Raw genomic sequence first — 23,871 nt, forward strand, 5'->3', positions numbered from 1 at the left:
CGTGACAGCCACCGACAGGGCGCTGGAGCTCGTCAAGGTCGCCGCCGAGGCCGCCTCCGACAAGCTCGCCCAGGAGATCATCGCCTACGACGTCAGCGAACAGCTGGTCATCACCGAGGCCTTCGTGCTGTGTTCGGCGCCCAACGACCGCCAGGTCCGCGCGATCGTCGAGGAGGTCGAGGACCAGCTCCGCCTCAAGGCCAACGCCAAGCCGGTCCGCCGCGAGGGCGAGCGCGACGGGCGCTGGGTGCTCCTGGACTACGCCGACATCGTCGTGCACATCCAGCACGAGGAGGAGCGCGGGTACTACGGTCTCGAACGGCTGTGGAAGGACTGCCCCGAGATCGACCTCCCCGAGAGCGCGCGCGGCGCCGAGCGCACCCCGCTGGACGAGCGGTAACGCCGCCGACCACCGTGACCCCACCCCGAGCGGAGAGACCCACCACGTGAGTGACACGCCCCGCGTGCTGTTCTGGCGGCACGGACGCACGGCCTGGAACGCGGAGAACCGTTTCCAGGGGCAGACCGACATCGAACTCGACCCGGTCGGCCACGCCCAGGCCCGGCGGGCGGGCGAACTCCTCGCCTCCCTCAAGCCGGACGTCATCGTGGCCTCCGACCTGAAGAGGGCCGCCGACACCGCCGGGTACCTCTCCCGTGCCTCGGGGGTGCGCGTGGAGTTCGACAAGGGCCTGCGCGAGCGCTTCGGCGGTTCCTGGGAGGGGCTCACCGGAGCGGAGCTGTCCGCGCGCTGGCCGGCCGAGCACGCGCGGATGGACATCCCCGACGGGGAGGCCATCGGCGAGGTCGGCGACCGGATGCGCGCCGCCATCGAGCGCGGGTTGGGCAAGACCCCGCCCGGGGGCCTGCTCGTCGTGGTCAGCCACGGCGCCGCGCTGCGCGTGGGCATCGCCCGCATGCTCGGTGTGGCCGACGAGCAACGGGAGATCCTGGGCCCGCTGAGCAACTGCTCCTGGTCGGTGATCCAGCGGCGCCGGGACCACTGGCGGCTGATGGAGCACAACGCGGCCAGCCTGCCCGAGCCGGTCGTGCTCAGCGACGACAGGTAACCGTTTCGACGTCGCGCCCGGATTCCGCTATGGTTCAGGGAGTCGGCGGTCCGCACGGCCCGATCGACTCCCTTACGGGGCTATGGCGCAGTTGGTAGCGCGCCTCCATGGCATGGAGGAGGTCTGGGGTTCGAATCCCCATAGCTCCACTCGACTCCGAGACGACCCTGTTCGGGGGCCTCCGGCCGCCTCACCGGGTCGTCTCGTCGTTTCTTCTGGGGGACGACCCCCGGCCCCCCGATGTGGGGCTTCGCCCCACGGGTGTTAGTTGGCCTGCCCAGGGTCCACGGACTCGGGACGACCCCGCTCGCGCGTGACCGCGCCCGCCGGGTCGTCCTTCGTGTCTTCCGGGGGGAGACCCCCGGTGCGCCGCTCGGCCGCCGCGCCTCACGGCGCGGCCGCGGTGGTCCTCCGGCCTTCCGGTTGCGGCCGGGGCGCGCGGTCCGCCGGGACGGGTCAGGGGGCGCCGTGCCGGCGCTTCCAGCCGACGTAGCCGCCCCGGAGGCTGCGGGCGCGGCGTCCCGTCCCGTTGAGCATCCGCACGGCGCGCGGGGACACCACGCAGTACGGCCCCTGGCAGTAGGCCACGACCGTCGCGTCCCACGGCAGCTCGTCCAGGCGCTCCTCCAGCTGCCGCGAGGGGATGGACACCGCGCCGGGCACGTGGTCCGCCTCGTACTCCCGCGGTGAGCGCAGGTCCACCAGCACGACCCCGCCGTCGCGCAGCAGCTCCTCCAGCTCCGGGCCGGTGACCGCGCTGACCGCCCCCTCCCGGCCCAGGTACGCCTCGATCTCGGCCCGCAGGTCGCTCGTCCTCTCCTCGGCGAACTCCTGGAACCTCCCCAGGAACCGGGACACCCCCGCGTCGCGCAGGGAGTAGTGGATCCGGGTGCCCTCACGCCGCGTGGACACCAGCCCCGCGGCGCGCAGCTGCTGCAGGTGCGCCGAGGTGTTCTTCAGCGGCAGACCGCCCCGCAGGGCCAGCTCCTCGACGGTGCACTCGCCCTGGTCCAGCAGGTCGAGCAGGCGCAGCCGGACCGGGGCGGAGAGCACCTTGCCCAGACGGGCCAGGTGCTCGTAGATCGGCGCTTCGGGGAAGTCAGTCATAGGAGGGCAGGGCTCCGGTGAGGAAACGGATGTAGCGTTCGGCGTCGCGGGCGAGCAGTTCCTTGGCCCCGCCTGTGACGCTGGGCTCCCACCACCCGCCGTGGATCCGGTCGAAGTCCAGGTCGTCCACGGCGGCGACCACGCGGCGCACCAGGCGCTCGGGCAGGGGCAGGCGGTTCGGGGCACTGTACAGGAAGGTCACGTGGTGTCCGCCGGGCGTCACCATGATCGTGTCCCCCGTGAACAGCACCCCCCGGTCCAGGTGCAGGACCGCGCTGCCCGGGAAGTGCCCCCCGGTCTGGACGAGCGTCACCCCGGGCAGGGGCCGGTCCCGCCCGCCCCAGGTCCGCACCCGGTCGCTCGGCCGCTGGAGCCAGTGCGCGTCCGCCCCGGGCAGGGCGATCTCCGCCCCGAACAGGTCGGCCCACTCCACGGCGGCGCCGTACATGTGCGGGTGGCTCGACGCGACCGTGGTGATCCCGCCGAGCCGCCCGACCTCGGCCACGGCGTCCCGGTCCAGGAAGCCCGGCGGGTCCCACAACAGGTTGCCCTCCCGCGTCCGCACCAGGACGCCGCGGTGGCCCACGCCGAGCCCGGGCTCGACCCCGATGCCCAGGACGGATTCCTCCACGGGGCGCAGCACGGTGTGCAGGCCCTCGGCGGCCAGCTGCTCGCGGGTAGCCCAGCGGTGGCCGCCCGGGGGCACCCACTGGCGGTCGTCCTCGCAGACGGGGCAGTCCTCGGGAGCCGTCGCGGCCGGCGCCCGGTTGGCGCCGCAGGTGCGGCAGATCCAGTAGTTCGCGATGGCGGGGGACCGGGTGTCCATGGCGGGGCCTCGTCTCCATTTTCTCGTATTCTATTGAGTAATAGAATAGAGGGTGGAGCGGACGGAACTCAGGCCTGGCGCAGCCACACCGCCGCGCTGCCCGGAAGCGCGCCGTCCAGTTCCGCGCTGGCCACCAGCACCTCTCCGTCGGGCAGCCCCAGGGACTCCTCTCCCGTGTTGACCAGCACCAGGACGTCCGCGCCCCGACGGAAGGCCAGCAGGGGCCCCCGGTTCAGGCTGTCGTCCCAGGTCAGGGTCTCGTCGGCCCGGAAGCGCCGCCGCTGGGCCAGGGCCCGCCGGTACAGGTGCAGCACCGACCCCGGATCCGCGGCCTGGGCCTCCACGGACCAGCGGCCCCACTCCTCGGGCTGGGGCAGCCACGGGGCCGCCCCGTTCGCGTTGAACCCGAAGGAGGGGCCCGCGACCGTCCACGGCAGCGGTACCCGGCACCCGTCCCGGCCCTTGTCGGTGTGCCCGCTGCGCTCCCAGCGCGGGTCCTCCAGGGCCTCGGCGGGAATGTCCGCCACCTCCGGCAGCCCCAGCTCCTCGCCCTGGTACACGTAGGCCGACCCGGGCAGCGCCAGCTCCAGCAGCGCCAGCGCCCGCGCCCGCCGCGTGCCCAGCTCCAGGTCGGCCTTGGGGTCGCCGCCGTCGCCGAGCAGCCACGCCTCCTGGTCGGTTCCCCGGGGCAGCCCCAGCACCGACACGGGCCGCACCACGTCGTGGTTGCCGATCACCCACGTGGGGACCGTCCCCACCCGGGCGGCGTCGGCGAGGGAGGAGTCGATCACGCCCCGGTAGGCGTCGGCGTCCCACTCCGCGCGCAGGAAGTCGAAGTTGAAGACCTGGTCCAGCTCGTCCGGCCGCGTGTACAGCACCCGGCGCTCCCCGGGCAGCCACACCTCGCCCACCGTGGCCCTGGGCGGGTCGAACTCGGCCAGCACCCGCCGCCAGTCCCGGTAGACCTCGTGCACCTCGGGCCGGTCCAGGAAGGGGTGGTCCGGGTTGGCCCCCACGTCCTCGACCCGGCCGCCCTCCACCAGCACCAGGTCGCGCAGCGGCTCACGCAGGTCCTTGACCAGCGCGGAGGCCACGTCGATGCGGAACCCGTCCACCCCGCGCCCGCTCCAGAAGCGCAGGATGTCCCGGAACTCCTCGCGCACCCGCTCGTCGTCCCAGTTCAGGTCCGGCTGCTCGGGCGCGAACAGGTGCAGGTACCACTGCCCGTCGGCGACCCTGCTCCAGGCCGGGCCGCCGAAGGCAGAGAGCCAGTTGGTCGGCGGCAGCTCCCCGTGCTCGCCCCGGCCGTCGCGGAAGACGTACAGGTCGCGCTCGGGCGACCCGGGCGGCGCCGCCAGCGCGGCGCGGAACCACGGGTGCTCGTGTGAGGTGTGGTTGGGCACGATGTCGACCATCACCCGCAGGTCGCGCGCGTGCGCGGCCGCCACCATCGCGTCGAAGTCGGCCAGGGTGCCCAGGCGCGGGTCCACGTCGCGGAAGCCGGCCACGTCGTACCCGCCGTCCGCCCACGGGGAGGTGTAGAAGGGCGACAGCCAGATCCCGTCCACGCCCAGGTCGGCCACGTGGTCCAGCCGCGAGGTGATCCCGGCGATGTCACCGGTCCCGTCCCCGTCGGCGTCGGCGAAGCTGCGCGGGTAGACCTGGTACAGGACGGCGTCGCGCCACCACTGCCGCATACCGTGTCCTCCTCTGTGATCGGGTCCGGATCATGTGAACAGGCCCCGGGTGCCCCGGGGCGCGGCGGTGGACTGGCGCGGGACGAGCTGTGTGGGCATCTCCCGGTGCGCGTCGCCGCGCTCGGCCCCGCTGAGGATGTCCGCCGTCAGACGCCCGGCCGCCAGCCCGGTGTCGTAGGGGGCCTGGTCGACGGTGGTCAGGTCGAGCACCGCGGCCGCCTCGTGGTTGTCGAAGCCCATGAGGGAGACGGACCCGGGGACGCGCACCCCGGCGTGGCGCAGGGCGCGGTGCGCGCCCAGGGCGATGGAGTCGAACTCGGCGAGTACCGCCGTGGGCGGCTCGCGGTCCGACAGGAGTTCGCCCATGGCCAGCTCGCCGCCCTCGTGGCCGGGCGGCCTCACCACGCTCCACGGTGTCAGCGCCGCGTCGGCCATCGCCGCCTCGTGGCCCTCCAGCCGGTGCCGTGAGCTCGCGCTGAACCACGCCCGCGTCCGCGAGCCGATGTAGGCCACCCGCGTGTGCCCCAGGTTGAGCAGGTGCCGGGTGGCCGCGGCCGCGCCCGCCCGGTCGTCGATGTACACGCTGGCCCTGCCGGGCACGCGCTGCCCCACCAGGACCATCGGCACGCCCACGTCGTCCAGTCGGAGGCACTCCTCCTCGGACAGGTCCATGGAGACGGTCACCACGGCGTCGGCGTTGCGCCGCAGCGGCAGCGCGCGCGTCCACCCCCGGCGGGCGCGCCTCTCGCCGACCTGGTAGACGAGCATGTCCAGATCGGCCTCGCGCAGGACGTCGCTGATCCCGGCCAGCACCACTCCGAAGTACCAGGGGTGGAGGAAGGGCACGACCACCGCCACCCGGCCCGTACGGCCGGTGACCAGCCCCGAGGCGTTGCGCGAGACCACGTAGGAGAGTTCGTCCGCGGCGAGCCGGACGCGCTCGCGCACCCCGGGCGCGACCCCCGGGGCACCGCGCAGGACCCGGGAGACCGTGGAGAGGGAGACCCCCGCGCGGTCGGCGACGTCCCGCATGCTGGCGGGCTGGCTGCGCATGGCGTCCACGGTAGGAGCGCGTCCCCGTTCCTGGCAACGTTTTCATCCGCGTGCGGCGCGTGCCGCTTTTCGGACGGGCGCGCTGTGCACAGGGGACGCGGTGCGTGTTGACTGCGTCACACCGGCGGTGGCATCGTTTCCGCACGACCTCGGGGAGACGGACCAGGACACGCTCGACCCCGCACGGCCGGACACCCCTCCGGTGCGGAAGGAGAGAGTCATGCCAGTGCTGTCACACCACACGAGGCACGCGGTGCGCGCCTGCGCCGCCGGACTCACCGCGATCGGCCTGACCCTGGCCACCGCGTGCGGTGAGCCCCCGGGCGAGGACACCGGGGCCGAGGGCGGCGAGAGCGCCGGGATCGCCGAAGATCCGCAGTTCGTCTGGGCGATCACCGGGGCCGACCGGGCCATCCACGAGGAGGTCGCCCGCCTGTGGAACGAGAACAACCCCGACCGGCAGGTGGAGATCTTCTTCCTCGCCCCCACGGCCGACGAACAGCGGCAGGCCATGTTCCAGGACCTGCAGAACCAGGCGGGGGAGTTCGACGTCCTGGCCCTGGACGTCATCTGGACCGGTGAGTTCGCCGAGTTCGGCTACGTCGAGTCGCTGGAGGACCTGCGCGGGGAGGTCGAGGGGGTCAGCCTGGAGGGCGCCCTCGACAGCGCCCAGTGGCAGCAGGAGCTGTACGCGCTGCCCTACTCCTCCAACGGCGCCTTCCTGTACTACCGCACCGACCTCGTCGAGGAGCCGCCCGCCACCTGGCAGGAGCTCTACGAGACCGGGACGGAGGCCGCGGAGCGGGAGGGCATCTCCGCCTACGTCGGCCAGGGCGACCAGTACGAGGGCTTCGTCGTCAACTACCTGGAGCTGTTCTGGGCCGCGGGCGGGGAGCTGTTCGACGACGCACAGGAGCGGAGCACCTTCCTGGAGGGCGACGCCGCACGCACCGCCCTGGACTTCATGGCCGAGGGCTACGAGAGCGGCTTCTACGCCGACGGCTTCGACTCCATGGTGGAGGACGACGCGCGCGCCCTGTTCCAGGCGGGCGAGGCCGTCTACATGCGCAACTGGCCCTACGCCGTGCCGCTGCTGGCGGGCGAGGGCGGCGAGGAGAGCGCGGTCGCCGACGACTTCGCCGTCGCCCCGCTGCCCGCCTTCACCGGTGAGGGCACCACCAGCGCCCTGGGCGGGCTCAACAACGCGGTCAGCACCCTGAGCGAGAACGAGGAGCTGGCCCGCGAGTTCGCCGTCTGGGCCGCCACCGACCCCGAGGCGCAGGACATCCTGGCCCGCAACAGCCTGCCGCCGACCATGCTCAGCGCCTACGAGAACGCCGGGGACCCCAACTTCGAGATGCTCGGCGAGATCCTGTCCGAGGCCCACGCCCGGCCGCCGGTGCCCGGGTACAACTCCCTGTCACTGGCCATCCAGGACAACCTGCACCCCGCCTTCCGCGGGCAGGGGGACGCCCAGGAGGCCCTGGACGCGGTGGACCGGGCGGCCGGCGACGCGCTCGAACAAGAGTAGGTCCGATGGCGACGAGCCCGATGGCCCGCGCGCGGGGCCTGGGCGAACGCGCGATGGGGCGGGTCTTCCTCGCCCCCTCGTTCGCCTTCATGGCCGTGATCGCGCTCTTCCCGGTGTTCTACGCGGTCGGGATAAGCCTCTACGACATCCGGGGGTTCCGCCAGGAGTTCACCGGGGCGGACAACTACCTCCGGGTCCTGGGCGACTCCGGCTTCCTCAACGCCGTCGGCAACACCCTGGTGTTCACCGCCGCGTCGGTGTCGCTGGAGTTCGTGATCGGCATGGCCTTCGCGCTGATCATGCACCAGGCCTTCGTCGGCCGGGGCCTGACCCGGGCGGTCATCCTCATCCCGTGGGTCATCCCCACCGCCGTGGCCGCGCAGGTGTGGCGCTACATGTTCGACCGCAACCCGGGATTCGTGAACTCCGTCCTGGGCACGGACATCAACTGGCTGCGCGACCCGTCCTGGGCGATGGTCGGCATCATCAGCGCGGACGTGTGGAAGACCGCGCCGTTCGTGGCGCTGCTGCTGCTCGCGGGCCTGCAGACGATCCCGAGGGACTACTACGAGGCCGCCAAGGTGGACGGCGCGGGCGTGCTGCAGCGCTTCTGGACCATCACCCTGCCGCTGCTGCGCCCGGCCATCGTCGTGGCCCTGCTGTTCCGCACGGTGGACGCCCTGCGCATGTTCGACTTCGCCTACGTGTTCACCGGCTACTCGAACTCGCTGGCCACGCTGTCGGTCTACGCGCAGCGCTACCTGGTCCGGGACCCGGACCTGGGCTACGCGAACGCGCTGTCCACGGTCACGTTCATCATCGTCATGCTCGTCGGCCTGGCCTTCATCAGCCGGATGGGCCGCCACATGGTCGGTGACGTGGCGCGGAAGGAGAAGTGATGGCGACCGAGAGGGCCAGGGCCAGCGGACCGGTTCACCGGCCCCGCCGCCGGACGCACCCGGCCGTGGTCAACGCGCTCAAGCTCCTGGGCCTGGCCGTGGTGCTGGTGTGGTGCCTGTTCCCCTTCCTGTGGATGGGCATGACCAGCCTGCGGTCGGGGTCGGCGGCGATCACCGACCCGAACATCCTCCGGGGCCCGTTCGACCTCAGCAACTACCGCGAGGTCTTCGACCAGGGGTTCCAGTTCGCGCTGCGCAACTCGCTGATCGTGGCCTCGGTGACCACGCTCATCTGCATCCCGGTGGCCTCGCTGGCCGGGTACGCGCTGGCGCGGCTGCCCCTGGCGGGCAAGTTCGCGCTCCTGGCCGCCACCCTGGTCGCCACGCTCTTCCCGCCGGTGGCCCTGGTCAACCCGCTCTACCAGATGTACCTGCGGCTCGACGAGTGGACGGGGATCAGCCTGCTCAACTCCTACGCGGGCATGGTCATCCCGTACGTGGCGCTGACCCTGCCCCTGGCCATCTTCATCCTCGCCACGTTCTTCGCGGGCATCCCCCGGGAGATCGAGGAGTCGGCGAAGGTGGACGGGGCCACCCCCTTCCAGGCCTTCCTGCGGGTGGTGGCCCCGCTGGCGGCGCCCGGTGTGGGCGCGGCGGCCATCCTCACCTTCGTGTACGCCACCAACGAGTTCCTGCTGGCCTTCTCCTTCGCGCCCAACGACCTCAACGTGCAGACCGTCCCGGTCTTCGTGGGCACCTTCCAGAGGGTGGGCTACGAGAACCCGATCGGGCAGGTCATGGCAGCCTCGGTGCTGGTCTCCGTCCCGCTGATCGCCTTCGCCCTGATCCTGCAGCGCAGGATCGTGGCGGGCCTGACCTCGGGCGCGGTCAAGGGCTGAGGGCGAGCGGTCCGCGACGCCGCACCCGGGCCGCTCAGTCCAGGCAGGCCCGGACCACCCGGAGTACCCGCTCGCGGGGTTCGACGACCCCGGGCCGGGTGATGCCGCGCAGGATGAGCCCGTCGGCGTAGGCCACCAGGGTGCGTGCGGCCGCGTCCGGGTCGGCCGCCCCCAGATCGGCGAGCACGCGCGAGGCCCACCCGTGGATGAGTTCGGACCCCCGGGCCAGCGAGGCGCGCACCTCCGGGTCGTGCGCGCCCTCCATCGCCAGGGTGTAGCGGGCGACGGTGAGCACGCGCTCCGTCGTGGTCGCGGCGGTGACGAAACCGATCGCCGCGTCGGTGAGGTGCTCGACGTCACCCAACGAGGCGTCGTAGAGGCCGGCCCAGACCTCCCGGTCCCTCTCCTCCAACCGTTCCACCACCCCGCGCACCAGGGCGGCGCGGGTGCGGAAGTGGTTGGAGGCCGAACCCCGGGGCAGCCCCGCGGCGGCGTCCACCCTGCCGTGTGTGAGGGCGTGCAGTCCCTGGGTGCCCAGCAGGGACAGGGCTGCGTCGAGGGCCCGGGTCCTGGTGCGCGACATCTGTCCACTATATTCGTAGTGCGTACTACTACGATCGTAGTGAGGTGGCGGACATGCACGGCAGGGCACTGGTCGTCGGAGGAGGCATCGCCGGGCTCGCGGCGGCCCGGGGACTGCTGCGCGCGGGCTGGGAGGTGGAGGTCCGCGAGCGCCGGGGCGATCCGCCCGACATCGGCGGGGCCCTGGCCCTGTGGCGCGGGAGCATGGCCGCGCTCGACCGGCTCGGCCTCGGCGACCGCATCCGCGAGCGCGCCGAGCGCCCCGGCCGGGGAGTGCTCGCCGACCCCTCGGGGCGTGCCCTCGTGTCCGTCGGCCCGCGGCGCGCGGACGCCTGCCTCATCCCCCGTTCGTCCCTGCTCGCCGTCCTCCTCGAAGGGCTCCCCGACGGCGTCGTGCGCTGGGACACGCCCGTCACCGAGGACGAGGTCCGCGACGCGGAGGGGTTCGACGCCGTGGTGGGAGCGGACGGGATCCACAGCATCGTCCGCCGTACCGCCCTGCCGGGGGCCGTCGCCCCCCGCCCGCTCGGCACGGTCGCCTACCGGGGCACGGTCCCCGGCCGGACGGACACGGCCGCCGAGACGTGGGGGAGGGGCAGGCTCTTCGGCGTCACCCCGATGGACGACCGCACCACCAACTGGTTCGCCTGCCTTCGCGGGGAACTCCTCCACGGCCGGGACGGACAGGACCGCGTGGACCTGCTGCGGGACCTGTACGGCGACTGGCACCCGGGAGTCACCCGTGTCCTGGACGCCCTGCCCGGAACCGGGGTGGACCGGCGCGAGCTGTACGACCTCCCCGCCCTGGCGAGCTACGTCCACGGCCGCCACGCGGTCATCGGGGACGCCGCCCACGCCATGGCGCCCAACCTGGGACGCGGCGCCTGCGAGTCACTGGTCGACGCGGCCGTCCTCTCCGAGGCGCTCGGGGCCGAGTCCACCGTCGGCGGCGCGCTGGCCCGCTACGACCGCCGGCGCCGCGGCCCCGCCCGCCGGGTGGTCCGCGCCTCCCGCGTCCTCAACCGCTTGAGCACCGGCGTCCGCGCCGGCGGGGTCAGGAACCGTGCGATCGGCGTCCTGGGCCGTCTGGCCTGACCGGGGACCCCGCCCCGGCCCGGTCCCCGCCGGTGGCGAGCAGCTCACTGCCCGTCCGGTACAGCTGCACCAGCAGGGGACGCAGCAGCGCCCCCCGGGCGGTGAGCGAGTACGCCGTACGGGTCGGGAACCCCGCGGTCTCCCGGCGCTCGGCGAGCCCCTGCTCCACCAGTGTCCGCAGACGGTCGGACAGCACCTTGTCACTCAGGCGGGGCAGCGCCCGGCGCAACCCGCCGTAGGAGCGCGGACCGTGCGCCAGCTCGCGTAGCACCAGCGTGGTCCACCGGCCGGAGACCGCCGCCAGGGCGGCCTCCACCGGACAGGTGGGTGTGGGCTCGCGAGTCTCCCCCGCCCCGTCGGGCACCAGCTCCCGGTCCCACCCGTGGCTCACCGCTTGGTGAGCCGCGGGGGAGTCTGCTGTGCTGTGGCCGTGAACGATCGAAGCAGCGCGCATGAGGACATCCTCCCCCTGACGACGGAGGCCGAGGAACACCCGTACGTGTTCGCCAGCGCCTTCAACTCCGGCGACCCCGACCGGGTCGACGGGGTCTACGAGGACCGCGGCGTCCTCGTCCTGGACCCGGCCGCCCCGCTGACCGGTGCGGCGAGGCGCGAGGCCAACGCCCGACTCATGGCCCTGGGGGCGCCCATCACGGTCGCCCCGCGGCGCGTCCACGTCGTCGACGACATCGCGTTCCTCGTCGTGGACTGGGCCATCCGGGGCGAGGGGACCGGCGGCCGCGGGGTCGACATCCGGGGCACCGCGACCGACGTGGCGCGGCGGGGCGCCGACGGCCTGTGGCGCTACGTCGTCGACAGTCCCTTCGGCACCTCCGCGCCCCCGGTCACCGGGTAGGTTCACTCCTTCAGACCGGCCAGGAAGTCCGTCAGTTCCGCCAGGAAGCGTTCGTGCGCCTCCAGCTGGGCCCAGTGACCGCAGTCGGAGACCAGCGCGAGCCGGGCGTTCGGCATCCGGCGCACGGCCTCGCGCGATCCCTCGGGCGGCACCAGCGGGTCGTTCCGCCCGTGGAAGAACAGGGCGGGAACGGTGATCCGCCCCACCAGCGGCAGCAGGTTGTTGCGCATGGAACGCGGACCGATCACGGCCTGGTTGTAGCGCAGGTACCCCAGGCCCGCGTCCGCGCGCAGCGCCTCCCGGCGGAACTCCCGGACCACCTCGTCCGGGAGGGCGGAGACGTCCCTGACGACCGTGCGCAGCGCGGTCCCGACGAAGCGGTTGGCCAGCCTCGCGGCGGGCAGCAGGACCCGGTCGGGCAGACGGGTGAACAGCCACGCCGCCCGCTGCGCGGTCCGGCCGCGCAGGGCCGGCACGAGACCGCCCGGGGCGATCAGCACGATGCCCCGGACCAGCCGCGGGTGGCGCAGGGCGAGGTTGAGCACGGTGTCGCCGCCCATGGACACGCCCACCGCCACCACGTCGGCCAGCCCCAGCTCCGACGCGAGCGCCGCCACGAAGTCGGCCTGCCGCTCGGGCCCGCCGACCGGATCGATGCCCGTCGTGCCGCCGAACCCCGGCAGGTCGGGGGCGACCACGTGGTACTTCCGCGACAACGGGGCGAACAGGCGGTACCAGGAGATCGCCGCGTTGTCCGAGCTCCCGCCGTGCACCAGGAGCAGCGCCGGTCCGCGGGGGGAACCTCCCCGCAGGACCCGAACGCTTCCGCCCTCCAGGGGAACGCGCTCCACCTCCGCACCGGGAGGCAGCAGTGGTGTGTTCATGGTCTCTCCTCCACGGGAAGTGCGGTCACGCGGGGCGGGACGGACGTGCGGTACCCGGTCAGCGGCGCGCGACGTCGCTCCTGTCCAGGTCGGCCGCGTCCCGGCCCATCAGCTCGGCGGTGATCTGCAGTTCCGCCAGGGTCGCGCGCAGCACGTGCTCCACACCCGCCGCACCGGCCACGGCCAGCCCGTACACCCACGGCCGCCCCAACAGCACCGCCTTGGCGCCCAGGGCCATCGCCACGGCCACGTCCGCGCCCGAGCGCACACCGGAGTCGAACAGCACCGTGGCGCGGTCGCCGACCGCGTCCACCACCTCGGGCAGGGCGTCCAGGGCGGCCACCGCGTTGTCGACCTGCCGTCCGCCGTGGTTGCTCACCACGATCCCGTCCACGCCCGCCGCCACGAGGTCGGCGGCCTCGTCCCCGCGCACCACCCCCTTGACCAGCACGGGAAGGTCCGTCCACCGGCGGATCCGTGCGATGTTGTCGGTGCTCAGGGACGGGTTGGCGAAGGCGCCGAGGAAGTGGAACACCGCCTCGGTGAACACCCCGCCCGGCTCCGGGTCGGCCTTCAACCGCGACCGGAACTCCGGATCGCTGAAGTAGTTCGCCGTGCCCTGGCTGCGCAGGAACGGCAGGTGGCCCAGAGCCAGGTCGCGCGGACGCCAGCCCAGCCGCCTGGTGTCGGAGGTGACCACGACCGCCCGTGCCCCGGCCGCCGTCGCCCGCCGCACGAACGACTCCGCCAGCGCGTCGTCGCTGGGCCAGTACAGCTGGTACCACCACGCGTCCACGGCCTCGGCGACCTCCTCCATCGGCGTCGACGCGGCGGTGGAGAGCACCATGGGCACCCCGAGCGCGTTGGCTCCCCTGGCCACGGCCAGCTCCGCCTCCTCGTGCACCTGCTCCAGCACCCCGATCGGCGCGGTCAGCAACGGGGTGGGGTAGCGCTCCCCGAACAGGGTGACCTCCAGGTCGCCGGACCCCTCCGACCCCGGGCGCAGGGTGCGCGGGCGCAGCGCGTAGCGCTCGAAGGCCGCCACGTTGGCCCGTGCGGTCCGCTCGCGTCCGGCGCTGCCCTCCACGTAACCGAACGGCCCCGGTTCCATGGCGCGCTCGGCCAGGTCGCGCAGATCCTCGTGGTGGTAGGGCAGTTCGGGGAGCCTGCCGTTGGTCGCGTCGGCGTAGACGCCGTCCTGGTACCGGGCGTAGTCGCTCATGTTTCCTCAAGTGGCGCCGGGGCGCCGGGTACGGGCGCCGCGGGGCACGGCGCGGGGCGGGCGGGGCGGGAGGCCGGGGCGGACCCCGGCCGCTCCCGCGGCCGTCGAGCCGTTCGCGCCGACCGGCTCTGGGCGGATGCTACCGCGCGCTCACGTGAGCGGGGCCACCCGGGCCGACTCCTCCTCGGGGGCCGCGATGCGCAGCGCCGCCACCAGCTCCCGGTAGAGGCCGTCCCGTTCCAGGAGCTCCACGTGCGTGCCCCGGGCCCGCACCCGCCCCTCCGCCATGAGCACGATCGTGTCGGCCCCGACCACCGTGGACAGCCGGTGCGCGATGGTTACCACGGCGGCCCGGTCGGCGTGCTCGCGCACGCTCTCGGTGACGGCGGCCTCGGTGATCGCGTCCACCTGCGAGGTGGCCTCGTCCAGGAGCAGCACGTCCGGCGAGCGCAGCAGCGCGCGGGCCAGGGCGATCCGCTGGCGCTGCCCGCCGGAGAAGGACGTGGCCTCCACGACGGTGTCCAGTCCCTCCGGCAGGGCGTCGACCTTGTCCGACAGCCGCACCCGCTCCAGCACCCGGCGGACCTCCTCCTCGGTGGACTCGGGGCGGCTGAACAGCAGGTTCTCCCGCAGGGTGCCCGGCACGACCGGGGCGTCCTGCTCGACGTAGGCGAAGCGGTCGCGCACCTGTCCCGGGGTCAGCTCCCGGTAGGGCGTTCCGTCCAGGAACAGCTGACCCTCCTCGGGTTCGAGGAAGCGCAGCAGCAGGGAGAACACCGTGGTCTTGCCCGCTCCGGAGGGGCCCACGATCGCCGTGTGGCCCCGCCGGGGCAGGACCAGGTCCACCCCCTCCACCGCGGGTTCGGCGCCGGGCCCGTAGCGGGCGGTGACCCCGCGCAGCTCCAGCAGCGGGCCCCGGGAGGGGCCTCCTCCGCCGGTCCCGGCCGCCGGGGCCCGGGCGGAGGGTTCGAGGGGGAGGGCCTCCACCTCGCGGATACGCCTGGCGGCGGCCACGCCCGACTGGAGCGTGGTGATGCTCTGGGACAGCTCCATGACCGGGTTCATCAGGGTGAAGGCGTACAGCAGGAACGCGATGAGCGAGGACACCTCCAGGTCCCCGGAGGTCACCCGCAGCGCGCCCACGTCCAGGATGGTGATGATGGCCAGCTGGACACCGCCGAAGGCCACCGTCCAGGAGACCGCCTGGCGCCGCACCGCGCGCACGCCCTGCCGCGCCGCCTCCTCGGCGTGCTCCAGGATCCGCTCTCCCAGCCGCTCCTCGGCGCGGCTGACCCGGACCGTGCGGATGGCCCGCAGCGCCCCGTCGAGCACACCGCCCATGAGGCCCAGGGAGTTCTGCGCCCGCTCCTGGGCCCGGGCCAGGGCGGGCATCAGCGTCAGGAACAGGACGGTGACGACGACCACCGCCGTGAATGTGACAGCGAGCAGCACCAGGTCCAGGAACCCCATCATCACCAGGGTTCCCACCAGCAGCACACCCCCGTTGATGAGGCTGATGACGCTGCTGGAGGCGGCCTCGCGCAGGAGCACGGTGTCGGAGGTGGCCCGGGTGACGAGCTCACCGGAGGGGCGGCGCGACAGCGGCAGGAGCGCCGCCCGGAAGTAGCGGCGCACGAGCGAGGCGCGCGCGTCCAGCACCACCCTCTCCGCGACGGTCCCCAGCAGGATCCAGTGCCAGAGGCCGAACCCCATGCCCAGCAGGAACAGCCCCAGCAGGAGGAGGACGGGACCGAGGAGGCCGCCTCCCCCGGAGACGGTGTCCAGGACGAGCTTGATGACCATCGGGTTGGCCAGTTCGAGCGCCGAACCGAGCAGGGCCAGCACCAGGCCCAGGGCGAGCGCGCCCCGGTGCGGGCGCACGAAGGACCACAGCACCCGTAACTGGGCCAGGCGGGGTTCGGAAGCACCCGAGGGCGATTCGTTGTCTATCTCAGAAGGATCATTCATGATCCAAAGTAGGTCATGGTTGACCGATTCGTGTCAACCAATTATCAGCGAGCCTAGGATGGGCGCATGGTGAAGAGCGCTCCCGCGGAGGAAGAGACCAGGGCCCGGGCCCGGACGCGTCGCGCGATCCTGGAGGCGGCGGTGGAGGTACTGGCGGAGAGCCCCTCGGCGCCGCTGTCCGAGGTGGCCAGAACCGCCGGGGTGGCGCGCAGCACCCTCCAGCGCTACTTCGCCGAGCGCGCCGACCTGGTCCGCGCCCTCGGCGAGTACGCCGAAGAGCTCATCAACGAGGCCACCAAGCGGGCGCGCACCACCGAGGGCACCGGACTGGAGGCGTTCCGGCGGCTCATCCCCGAGTACTTCGGGCTCCAGCGGGTGGTCATGCTCGCGTTCGGCGGCGAGGAGACGTGGGAAGAGGACGCCGAGTGGGGGCCCGCCGACCTGGCCCTGCGCTCGCTCGTCGAACGCGGCCACGCCGACGGCAGCATCGACCCCGAGGTCACGCCGGGCTGGGCGCGGCAGATCCTGTGGGCCGGTCTCTACGCGGCGTGGACCTACGTCAACGTCGAGGGCACGTCCGCCTACGAGGCACTCAACCTCTGCGTGCGCTCGCTGGTCAAGGCCGTGGCCGCCGAGGGCCGGGGACGCGCCTGAGCGGCTGGGGGAGATCCCGCGGGGCTACAGGTAGAGCCCGGTGCCCCGCTCGGGGGCCTCGTTGGCGACGGCGTGCACGTCGCGCTCGCGCAGGATCACGTAGCGCTCCCCGTTCAGCTCGACCTCGCCCTGCTCCTCGGGGTCGAAGAGCACGCGGTCCCCGGTCTTGACGTGGCGGGCGCCGGTTCCGGCACCGACGACCTCACCCCACGCGAGCCGGGTCGCCAGCTTGACCGTGTCCGGGATGACCAGACCGGCACTGCTGCGCCGCTCGCTCTTGTCCGGGACCGCCTTCACCAACAGGCGGTCGTGGAGCATCTGGATCTCAAGCTTTGATTCGGGCACCACTCCAGGGTATGCGCCCCCAAACCGGCCACCGTCCGTCCACCCCGCGGCCCCGGCGTCGCAACCCACTCCCAACCTCCGGTACAGTATTCACATCGCCGAGCGGGGAAACCGCCCGGCACACCAGGGGCTATGGCGCAGTTGGTAGCGCGCCTCCATGGCATGGAGGAGGTCTGGGGTTCGAATCCCCATAGCTCCACTCGACTCCGGGACGACCCCGCTCGCGCGTGACCGCGCCAGCCGGGTCGTCCCGTCGTTTCTCCGGGGGACTCCCCCGACCCCCGGTGTGCCGCTCGGCCGCCGCGCCTCACGGCACGGCCGTGGTCGCGGTGGTCCTTCGGCTTCCGGGCTGTGGTCGGGCCCTCAGGACGGGCGGGTGTCGCTGCGGGCCCGCAGGGCCCGGATGACGGCGGCCATGTCCTCGTGGCCGTGCCCCATCGCGTCGGTCTCCCCGTAGAGCTCCTCGCAGGCGTACAGCAGCGGGGAGGCGATCCCCGCCGTGCGGGCCGCGTCGGCGATGAGGCGGCTGTTCTTCCACACGTCGCTGATCGCCGCCTGGACCGTGAAGTCCCCGCCGACCAGCTTGGCCGTCTTGGCCCGGGAGACCTCGCTCGCCATCGGACCCGCGTCGAGCACGTCCAGCAGGCGGTCCAGGTCGAGCCCGTGGCGTTCGGCGAAGTGCACCGACTCGGCCAGCCCGGTCACCAGCGTCACCAGGAACACGTTCACGGCGAGCTTCATCAGCAGCCCACCGGGTACGGCCCCGCAGTCGAACGACTCCCGGCACATCGGCGCCAGCAGGGGAGTGACCTCCTTCACCGCCGCCTCCCGCCCGGCGAGCATCGCCACGAGCCGCCCCGCCTCGGCGGGTCCGCGCGAGCCGGAGACCGGAGCCTCCACGTAACGGCCCCCGGCGGCCTCCAGGGCCGCCTCCAGCTCCCGCGAGTAGGCCGGGGAGACCGTGCTGGTCTGCACCACCGTGCGCCCGGCGACCTCCACGCCGAAGCCCCGCGGGCCGCGACCGAGGACCTCGTCGGTGGCCCGCTCGTCGGTCAGCATGAGGAACACGGTCTCCGCCCGTCCGAACACCTCGGCGGGCGATCCGGCGACGGCCGCGCCCAGACCGGCCAGCGGACGGCACCGGGACGCCGTCCTGTTCCACACGACCAGTGGCGTGCCCGCCCTGGCCAGGTTCAGGGCCATGGCCTGGCCCATGACGCCCAGGCCGACGAAACCGACTCCCATGGTGGCTCCCCTCGTGTCCGGACACCGTTGTAGTCCGGGCGTCGGAGGCCGGTCTTGAAGGTTTGTGATCGACCCTCAGACGACGTCCGGCAGGTGATCCGCCGGTGGGGCCGGCGGCAGGAGGGACCAGCAGTCGGCCAGTGCCGCCACCCCGGCGCGCAACCGGTCCGGCTCGGCGGTGAAGGGCAGGCGTACGAACCTCTCCTGCGAGCCGTCGACGGCGAACCGCGGACCGGCCGAGAGCGCGATGCCCCTGGAGCGGCAGACGAGTGCGAGCGCGGAACTGAGCGGCTGCCCCAGGCCCACCCACAGGGACAGGCCGCCGGAAGGCGCGGGCACTCCCCACTCGGGGATCCGCTCGCGCAGCAGGGAGGACAGCAGCCCGCGCCGCTCGCGCAGCTGTTCGGAGCGCCGGCGCAGCAGTTCGGGAAGGCGGTCCAGGACTCCGCGGGCGACCAACTGCTCCAACCACGGCGTTCCCAGGTCATGGGAGGGACGCGCCCGGACCAGCTGGTCGATGACCTCCGTGTCCGCGCGCACCCAGCCCAGGCGCAGACCGCCCCACACGCTCTTGCTCAGGGAGCCCACCGTCACCGTGCCCGAGGGCAGGTACCGGGCCAGCGGCCCGTCGTCCCAGGGCCGGTCGACACCGAGGTCGGCCGTGGTCTCGTCCACCAGCAGGACGGTGCCGGTGCGGGCGGCGACCGCCGCGACGCGCTCGCGCAGCTCCGGCGGCATCGACGCGCCGGTCGGGTTGTGGAAGTCCGGGACCAGGTAGGCCAGCGACGGGCGGGACCGCTCCAGGACGGCCGTGAGGTGGTCGCCGTCCCAGCCGTGCACGGACACGGGGGTCGTGACCAGCCTGGCCCCGGCCTCCCGCAGCGCCTCACAGGCGTGGGGGTAGGTCGGTGACTCGACCAGGACGCGGTCCGCCCGGCTGACGAGGGCGCGTGCGGTGAGCGCGATGGCGTGCTGTCCGCCCATGGTGACCATCACCTGCTCGGGCGTGGTGGGCAGCCCCCGGTCGGTGTAGCGGTCGGCGATGCGACCGCGCAGCTCGCGGTCGCCCCACAGGTCGAGCCCGGGGCCGTCCAGGGCCAGGGGCACCGCCGCGGCGGCCTCGGCCATGATCTCCTCCAGCCCGGCGATCGGGGGCGGGACCGCGTGCGCGAAGTCGACGGCGGGCGGGGCGGAGGCGGATCGCGGGGGCAGCGTCGTGACGCTGCCCGAGCCGCGCACGCTCACCAGGTGCCCGGAGGCGCGCAGCGACCGGTACGCCGCGACGACCGTGGACCGGCTGCGGCCGAGCTCGGCGGCCAGCTCGCGCTCCGAGGGCAGCTGGGTCCGGGTGGGCACGCGCCCGTCGACCACCAGGAGCCGGATCCGGTCAGCCAGGGCCGCGTAGACGCTCGGGCCGTTCTCCCACTCACCGAGCAGGGAGGACAGGCGCCGGGCGGACAACCGGGTTCGGGCGTGTGCGGCGACGGGCATGCGGTCCACTGTAGGCGCGTTGGACCGTTGTCACCGGCGGCCGGACCGGCTGGGATGGCCGGGAAGGGCGTTCCGGAGGAAGCGGTGGTACGGGTGGCGGTGGGCGGGCTGGAGAGGTCCCGGTTGCGCGTCGGAACGGGGACCGAGGGCATCGAGCGCCTGGAGGCGTTCCTGGTGCGCTCGGCGTTCGCCGCGCACCGCCACGACACCTACGGCATCGGCGTCACCCTGGGCGGCGTGCTGTCCTTCGGCTACCGGGGGCGGCGGCACACCTGTCGGCCGGGCCAGGTCTGCGTGCTCCACCCCGACGAGGTCCACGACGGGGCCCCGGGGACGGGGGAGGGCGTGCGCTACCGGATCCTGCGCGTGGACCCCGCGGTGGTACAGGAGGCGCTCGGCGGCGTCCGGCTGCCCTTCGTGGCGGACCCCGTGCTGGAACCGGAGCGGGCGGGCGCGCCGCTGCTGGACTGGCTGCTCGACATCGACACCCCGCTCGGTGAGGCCGAGCGGACGGAGGTGGTCTGCCTGGTGGCCGACCTGCTGGCGGGCCCGGGCGCGTCCGGAGGGGAGCGGCTGGCCCTGGGCGCACTGCGCCGGGCGCGCGACCTCATCGCCTCCGACCCGGCCGTCCGGCACTCGGCGGCGGAGCTGGAGTCGGCCGCCGGGCTGGACCGGTGGACGCTCGCCCGCCAGTTCCGCGCCGCGTTCGGAACCAGCCCGACCCGGTTCCGCACCATGCGCCAACTCGACCTGGTGCGGCGGCTGGCGGCCGGGGGCACACCGCTGAGCGAGGCGGCGACCGCGGCCGGTTTCGCCGACCAGAGCCACATGAGCCGCATGTTCAAGCGCGCCTACGGGATGACCCCGTCCGTGTGGACGGCGGCGTCCGGGGCGGCCCGGCCCGGTCCGCGGCGTCCACGAAGGCCAGGAGCCGAGGGTCCCCCGACACCAGGCGCTCCACCTCCTCGCCTCCGTCACAGCGGCACAGGGCGACCGTGACCCGGCCGGGGGAGCGCTCCACCACCCGCCACACGGCACCGTGCTCCTCCCAGCGCCTCAACACCGCGACCGGGTCCTGCCGTGCCTCACCGTCCATGCCCTCCCCGTTCCCCGCACCGGCCGGGGGTGAACACGGGCGGAGGAGGGCGTGTGGGCTGTCCGACACCGGCCGCGGCCATCGCACCCTCCCGCATCCGATAGACTGAGCACCGTTGCCGCAAGGCACACGGGGCTATGGCGCAGTTGGTAGCGCGCCTCCATGGCATGGAGGAGGTCTGGGGTTCGAATCCCCATAGCTCCACGGACTCAGGACGATCCTGCTCGGGGGCCTTCGGCCGCCTCGCCGGGTCGTCCTTCGTTTTTCCCGGGGGGAGACCCCCGAGCCCCCGGTGCGCCGCTCGGCCGCCGCGCCTCGCGGCCGCGGAGGCGGACCTTCGCCCGGTGCCGCCGCTCCACGGCTCCGACGACCTGCGCGCACCGGCTGGCACCGTCGGCTCCGCCCGCGCGGAGCGTCCGCCCCGCGCGCCTCACCGTCATCCCCGGGGCCGGCCACGTGTGCGACGCCGAGCGCCCCGACGCCTTCGACGCCGCCGTCCGGGAGTGCGCCCGGACCCGCGGCTGAGCCCCGGCGGACAAGCGCCCTGTGGATAACTCCTGGCCTGTCCGCTCGGGCCGGTACTGTCGATCCGTGGCAGATCTCCCCGACATCCCCGTCCTCCTCGACGCGGCCGTCACCGCCCTGGGCGGCAGCCGCCGCGAGGGCCAGGCGGCCATGGCCGACGCCGTGGCCCACGCGGTCGACGAACGCGAACACCTGGTGGTCCAGGCCGGTACCGGCACCGGCAAGTCCCTGGCCTACCTGGTGCCCGCGATCCGGCACGCGATGGCCAAGGAGAGCACCGTGGTGGTCTCCACCGCCACCATCGCCCTGCAGAACCAGCTCATCGACCGCGACCTGCCGCGCCTGGCCAAGGCCCTGGCCCCGCTGCTGCCCCGCGAGCCCACGTTCGCCGTGCTCAAGGGCCGGCGCAACTACCTGTGCCGCAACCGGCTCCAGACCGCGGGGGAGGACACCGAGGACGCGGAGCTGTTCGACCCCCGCCAGCTCTCCTCGCTGGGCCGCCAGGTGGCCCGCCTGCACGAGTGGGCGGAGGAGACGGCCACCGGCGACCGCGACGAGCTGGTTCCGGGCGTCAGCGACCTGGCCTGGCGCCAGGTGTCGGTGGGCGCCAACGAGTGCGTGGGCGCCCGGATCTGCCCCTTCGGCCAGGAGTGCTTCGCCGAGTTCGCCCGCGAGGCCACCCAGGGGGTGGACGTGGTGGTCACCAACCACGCCATGCTCTCCATCGACATGTCCCAGGGCCACCACATCCTGCCCGAGCACGACACGATCATGATCGACGAGGCCCACGAGCTCGTCGACCGCGCCACCTCCGTGGCCACCGGCGTCCTCAACGAGCGCACCGTCACCACCGCCGCCAAGCGCGCGGCCCGCCTGGTCGAACCCGGGACCAGCGAGCGCCTGACCGAGTGCGCCGACGGCCTGGCCCTGATGTTCTCCGACGTGCCCGAGGGGCGCCTGGACCACATCGACGACGCCCTGGCCAACGCCGTCGCCGCCACCAGGGACGCCGCCTCGGCCTGTGTCACCGCGATCGGCCCCTCGCCGGGCGAGCTGGACCCCGACAGCGCCAGCGACCGGCGCCTGGCCCTGGCCTCGCTCGGCGAGGTGCACGACACCGCCGTGCGGGTCCTGGAGTCCTTCGAACCCGCGCTGCGCGACCGCACCGAGGTGGTGTGGCTGACCAAGACCCCGGGCCGCCAACCCGCGCTCCACGTCGCCCCGCTGGGGATCGGCGGACTGCTGCGGGAGAAGCTCTTCGGCGACCGCACGGTGGTCCTGACCTCCGCCACCCTGGTCCTGGGCGGGTCCTTCTCCGCCCTGGCCCACCAGTGGGGGCTGGGCCGCGAGGTCACCCAGGAGGCCGCCGAGCGCGCGAACGACCCGGAGCGGGACGAGGCCGAGGACGGCCCGCACCGTGCGGCGGGGGAGCCCCGCTGGCGCGCGCTGGACGTCGGCTCACCCTTCGAGCACTCCCGCAGGGGGATCCTCTACGTGGCCGCCCATCTGCCCCCGCCCGGCCGCGACGGGCTCGCGGAGCCCTACCTGGACGAGATCGCCGAGCTCATCGAGGCCGCGGACGGCCGCGCCCTGGGCCTGTTCTCCTCCATGCGCGCCGCCCAGAAGGCCACCGAGGAACTGCGCGAGCGCCTGGACCACCCGATCCTGTGCCAGGGGGAGGACTCCACCGGCCACCTGGTCCGGGAGTTCGCCGAGGACGAACGAGCCTGCCTGTTCGGCACCCTGTCGCTGTGGCAGGGCGTGGACGTGCCGGGGCCCTCGCTGTCCCTGGTGATCGTGGACCGGATTCCCTTCCCCCGGCCGGACGACCCGCTGGCCTCGGCCCGCCAGCGGTCGGTGGCCGCGCACGGCGGCAACGGCTTCCTGTCGGTGGCCGCCACGCACGCCGCGCTGCTGCTGGCCCAGGGGACCGGGCGCCTGCTGCGCTCCACTGACGATCGGGGGGTCATCGCGGTCCTGGACCCGCGTCTGGCCACCGCGCGCTACGGCGGCTTCCTGCGGGCCTCCCTGCCGCCCTACTGGGGCACCACCGACCCGCAGGTGGCCAGGTCGGCGCTGCGCCGGCTCTCCGGCAGGGCCGCGCCCGAGCCCGCCGCCGGATAGTCACCCCCGCGTGCGGTAGCCGAACAGCCGGACCGCGTACGCGGGGGAGTCCTCGTCCTCGGCCTCCTGGATGAACCAGCGGTCGTCGTGCTCGCCGACGAGCAGCTCGTTCCACATCATGTCGATGAGCTTGAGCCGGGAGACCACGGAGGCCTCGGGGTCCAGCACGATCGCGTAGGCGCGGTCGGTCAGGCGCTGGGTCACCATGCCCACGGACTGCCCGTCCCAGATGGCGGGAACGGGGGCGTGTCCGACCTCGACGCCGCACAGCCGCAGCTGTTCGACCTCCTCGTCGAGGGCCTCGGCGGCCAGCGCGCCGTCCAGGCGCAGGGCGTCCTCCAACTCGTCGCGGTCCTCGTCCGCGCGCAGGTAGGCGTGGTAGGTGCGGTAACCGCAGGTGCGGCACTTGCGCCAGACGACGCAGCGGGCCAGTCCGTAGGCGGACTGCGCCTCGCCCACACTCTGGTAGTCGCTCACCTCGCGAATCGTGCCGCAGTCGCAGCACAGGGCCGTGAGATCCTGCTTCATCAGAGTCCCCCCTCCCAGGCGAGTATGCGACGGATGGAGGCCGTTAGGGAACCCGTTCCGAAAGGAAGTCGCGGCAAGGACTCGTCATCAATGCCCAAAATGGCCCGGTAAGGGGTTTCGGGTACGTCGTCGACGGCGTGTCGGTGTGGCGAGTCTTACTCACACGCACCAGAC

At 73.5% G+C, this 23,871-nt stretch carries 23 protein-coding genes and 3 tRNA genes; 13 read left to right on the forward strand and 13 right to left on the reverse strand.

Features of this window, described 5'->3' with window-relative positions; genetic code table 11:
- Nucleotide 1 precedes the first annotated feature (1 nt).
- The 3 genes from rsfS (at nt 2) to FYW95_RS12500 (ending at nt 1,219) form a co-directional block, all read left to right on the forward strand.
- A complete protein-coding gene (rsfS, locus tag FYW95_RS12490; RefSeq protein WP_159942778.1) occupies nt 2-400 on the forward strand; it encodes a ribosome silencing factor in 399 nt (132 codons plus the stop codon).
- Between the two features lie 46 nt (nt 401-446).
- Nucleotides 447-1,070 carry a histidine phosphatase family protein gene (locus FYW95_RS12495; RefSeq protein WP_201294837.1) on the forward strand — a complete coding sequence of 208 codons (624 nt, stop codon included), beginning with the start codon at nt 447-449 and terminating at the stop codon, nt 1,068-1,070.
- Nucleotides 1,071-1,146: 76 nt separating this feature from the next.
- Nucleotides 1,147-1,219 (forward strand) — tRNA-Ala (locus FYW95_RS12500).
- Between the two features lie 307 nt (nt 1,220-1,526).
- Here the strand turns inward: FYW95_RS12500 and FYW95_RS12505 are convergent.
- The 4 genes from FYW95_RS12505 to FYW95_RS12520 form a co-directional block, all read right to left on the reverse strand.
- On the reverse strand, nt 1,527-2,177 hold the full coding sequence (locus FYW95_RS12505; RefSeq protein WP_159942777.1) for an ArsR/SmtB family transcription factor: 651 nt from the start codon (nt 2,175-2,177) through the stop codon (nt 1,527-1,529).
- Nucleotides 2,170-3,003, reverse strand: coding sequence for an MBL fold metallo-hydrolase (locus FYW95_RS12510; RefSeq protein WP_160050358.1), 834 nt, complete (start codon nt 3,001-3,003; stop codon nt 2,170-2,172). Before FYW95_RS12510 ends, FYW95_RS12505 begins: the two co-directional genes overlap by 8 nt.
- Nucleotides 3,004-3,071: 68 nt before the next feature.
- Nucleotides 3,072-4,700 carry a glycoside hydrolase family 13 protein gene (locus tag FYW95_RS12515; RefSeq protein ID WP_160050359.1) on the reverse strand — a complete coding sequence of 543 codons (1,629 nt, stop codon included), beginning with the start codon at nt 4,698-4,700 and terminating at the stop codon, nt 3,072-3,074.
- A gap of 30 nt (nt 4,701-4,730) precedes the next feature.
- Entirely contained in the window at nt 4,731-5,753 is a 1,023-nt protein-coding gene (locus FYW95_RS12520) for a LacI family DNA-binding transcriptional regulator (protein WP_160050360.1), read from the reverse strand.
- A gap of 220 nt (nt 5,754-5,973) precedes the next feature.
- On the opposite strand from FYW95_RS12520, the gene FYW95_RS12525 reads away from it, so the two are divergent.
- The 3 genes from FYW95_RS12525 to FYW95_RS12535 are packed head-to-tail and all read left to right on the forward strand — an operon-like array spanning nt 5,974 to nt 9,082.
- Nucleotides 5,974-7,284 (forward strand): ABC transporter substrate-binding protein, encoded by a 1,311-nt coding sequence (locus FYW95_RS12525; protein ID WP_159942773.1) that lies wholly within the window; start codon nt 5,974-5,976, stop codon nt 7,282-7,284.
- Nucleotides 7,285-7,337: 53 nt separating this feature from the next.
- Nucleotides 7,338-8,183: a carbohydrate ABC transporter permease gene (locus FYW95_RS12530; RefSeq protein ID WP_159942814.1), complete on the forward strand. Its 846-nt coding sequence runs from the start codon at nt 7,338-7,340 to the stop codon at nt 8,181-8,183.
- Nucleotides 8,183-9,082 carry a carbohydrate ABC transporter permease gene (locus FYW95_RS12535; RefSeq protein ID WP_160050361.1) on the forward strand — a complete coding sequence of 300 codons (900 nt, stop codon included), beginning with the start codon at nt 8,183-8,185 and terminating at the stop codon, nt 9,080-9,082. The genes FYW95_RS12530 and FYW95_RS12535 overlap by 1 nt, the downstream gene beginning before the upstream one ends.
- A gap of 34 nt (nt 9,083-9,116) precedes the next feature.
- On the opposite strand, the gene FYW95_RS12540 is transcribed toward FYW95_RS12535, so the two are convergent.
- The gene (locus FYW95_RS12540) at nt 9,117-9,665 is read right to left on the reverse strand and encodes a TetR/AcrR family transcriptional regulator (protein ID WP_159942771.1); all 549 of its coding nucleotides are present in this window, start codon (nt 9,663-9,665) and stop codon (nt 9,117-9,119) included.
- Between the two features lie 53 nt (nt 9,666-9,718).
- On the opposite strand from FYW95_RS12540, the gene FYW95_RS12545 reads away from it, so the two are divergent.
- Nucleotides 9,719-10,759, forward strand: a complete 1,041-nt coding sequence (locus FYW95_RS12545) for an FAD-dependent monooxygenase (RefSeq protein WP_160050362.1) — start codon at nt 9,719-9,721, stop codon at nt 10,757-10,759.
- On the opposite strand, the gene FYW95_RS12550 is transcribed toward FYW95_RS12545, so the two are convergent.
- On the reverse strand, nt 10,719-11,150 hold the full coding sequence (locus FYW95_RS12550; RefSeq protein WP_236567802.1) for a winged helix-turn-helix transcriptional regulator: 432 nt from the start codon (nt 11,148-11,150) through the stop codon (nt 10,719-10,721). The two genes, FYW95_RS12545 and FYW95_RS12550, sit on opposite strands and share 41 nt — an antisense overlap.
- 39 nt (nt 11,151-11,189) lie before the next feature.
- Here FYW95_RS12550 and FYW95_RS12555 point away from each other — a divergent pair, with 39 nt between their 5' ends.
- Nucleotides 11,190-11,615, forward strand: a complete 426-nt coding sequence (locus FYW95_RS12555; protein WP_159942768.1) for a YybH family protein — start codon at nt 11,190-11,192, stop codon at nt 11,613-11,615.
- Between the two features lie 2 nt (nt 11,616-11,617).
- On the opposite strand, the gene FYW95_RS12560 is transcribed toward FYW95_RS12555, so the two are convergent.
- From FYW95_RS12560 to FYW95_RS12570, 3 genes are all read right to left on the reverse strand, one after another.
- On the reverse strand, nt 11,618-12,499 hold the full coding sequence (locus tag FYW95_RS12560) for an alpha/beta fold hydrolase (protein ID WP_160050363.1): 882 nt from the start codon (nt 12,497-12,499) through the stop codon (nt 11,618-11,620).
- A 58-nt stretch (nt 12,500-12,557) separates the two neighbouring features.
- Nucleotides 12,558-13,721, reverse strand: a complete 1,164-nt coding sequence (locus FYW95_RS12565) for an alpha-hydroxy-acid oxidizing protein (RefSeq protein ID WP_160050364.1) — start codon at nt 13,719-13,721, stop codon at nt 12,558-12,560.
- Nucleotides 13,722-13,871: 150 nt separating this feature from the next.
- Entirely contained in the window at nt 13,872-15,617 is a 1,746-nt protein-coding gene (locus tag FYW95_RS12570) for an ABC transporter ATP-binding protein (protein ID WP_160050371.1), read from the reverse strand.
- A gap of 138 nt (nt 15,618-15,755) precedes the next feature.
- Here FYW95_RS12570 and FYW95_RS12575 point away from each other — a divergent pair, with 138 nt between their 5' ends.
- The gene (locus FYW95_RS12575; RefSeq protein ID WP_159942765.1) at nt 15,756-16,343 is read left to right on the forward strand and encodes a TetR/AcrR family transcriptional regulator; all 588 of its coding nucleotides are present in this window, start codon (nt 15,756-15,758) and stop codon (nt 16,341-16,343) included.
- 24 nt (nt 16,344-16,367) lie between these two features.
- Here FYW95_RS12575 and FYW95_RS12580 read toward each other — a convergent pair whose 3' ends face one another.
- On the reverse strand, nt 16,368-16,661 hold the full coding sequence (locus tag FYW95_RS12580) for a GroES family chaperonin (RefSeq protein WP_159942812.1): 294 nt from the start codon (nt 16,659-16,661) through the stop codon (nt 16,368-16,370).
- 153 nt (nt 16,662-16,814) lie between these two features.
- On the opposite strand from FYW95_RS12580, the gene FYW95_RS12585 reads away from it, so the two are divergent.
- Nucleotides 16,815-16,887: transfer RNA gene (locus FYW95_RS12585), tRNA-Ala, on the forward strand.
- 164 nt (nt 16,888-17,051) lie between these two features.
- Here the strand turns inward: FYW95_RS12585 and FYW95_RS12590 are convergent.
- Nucleotides 17,052-17,933 carry an NAD(P)-dependent oxidoreductase gene (locus tag FYW95_RS12590; protein ID WP_159942764.1) on the reverse strand — a complete coding sequence of 294 codons (882 nt, stop codon included), beginning with the start codon at nt 17,931-17,933 and terminating at the stop codon, nt 17,052-17,054.
- Nucleotides 17,934-18,008: 75 nt separating this feature from the next.
- Entirely contained in the window at nt 18,009-19,424 is a 1,416-nt protein-coding gene (locus FYW95_RS12595) for a MocR-like transcription factor YczR (RefSeq protein ID WP_159942763.1), read from the reverse strand.
- A gap of 84 nt (nt 19,425-19,508) precedes the next feature.
- Here FYW95_RS12595 and FYW95_RS12600 point away from each other — a divergent pair, with 84 nt between their 5' ends.
- The 3 genes from FYW95_RS12600 (at nt 19,509) to FYW95_RS12610 (ending at nt 23,169) form a co-directional block, all read left to right on the forward strand.
- Complete coding sequence (locus tag FYW95_RS12600) at nt 19,509-20,423, forward strand: AraC family transcriptional regulator (protein WP_370462983.1); 915 nt, start codon at nt 19,509-19,511, stop codon at nt 20,421-20,423.
- Nucleotides 20,424-20,651: 228 nt separating this feature from the next.
- A tRNA-Ala gene (locus tag FYW95_RS12605) sits at nt 20,652-20,724 on the forward strand.
- A 387-nt stretch (nt 20,725-21,111) separates the two neighbouring features.
- Nucleotides 21,112-23,169, forward strand: coding sequence for an ATP-dependent DNA helicase (locus tag FYW95_RS12610; RefSeq protein ID WP_159942761.1), 2,058 nt, complete (start codon nt 21,112-21,114; stop codon nt 23,167-23,169).
- Here the strand turns inward: FYW95_RS12610 and FYW95_RS12615 are convergent, their stop codons facing one another.
- On the reverse strand, nt 23,170-23,697 hold the full coding sequence (locus FYW95_RS12615; RefSeq protein WP_159942760.1) for a DUF6315 family protein: 528 nt from the start codon (nt 23,695-23,697) through the stop codon (nt 23,170-23,172).
- Nucleotides 23,698-23,871: the final 174 nt, after the last annotated feature.

It is taken from the genome of Nocardiopsis sp. FR4, assembly GCF_009830945.1.
Classification (GTDB): Bacteria; Actinomycetota; Actinomycetes; order Streptosporangiales; family Streptosporangiaceae; genus Nocardiopsis.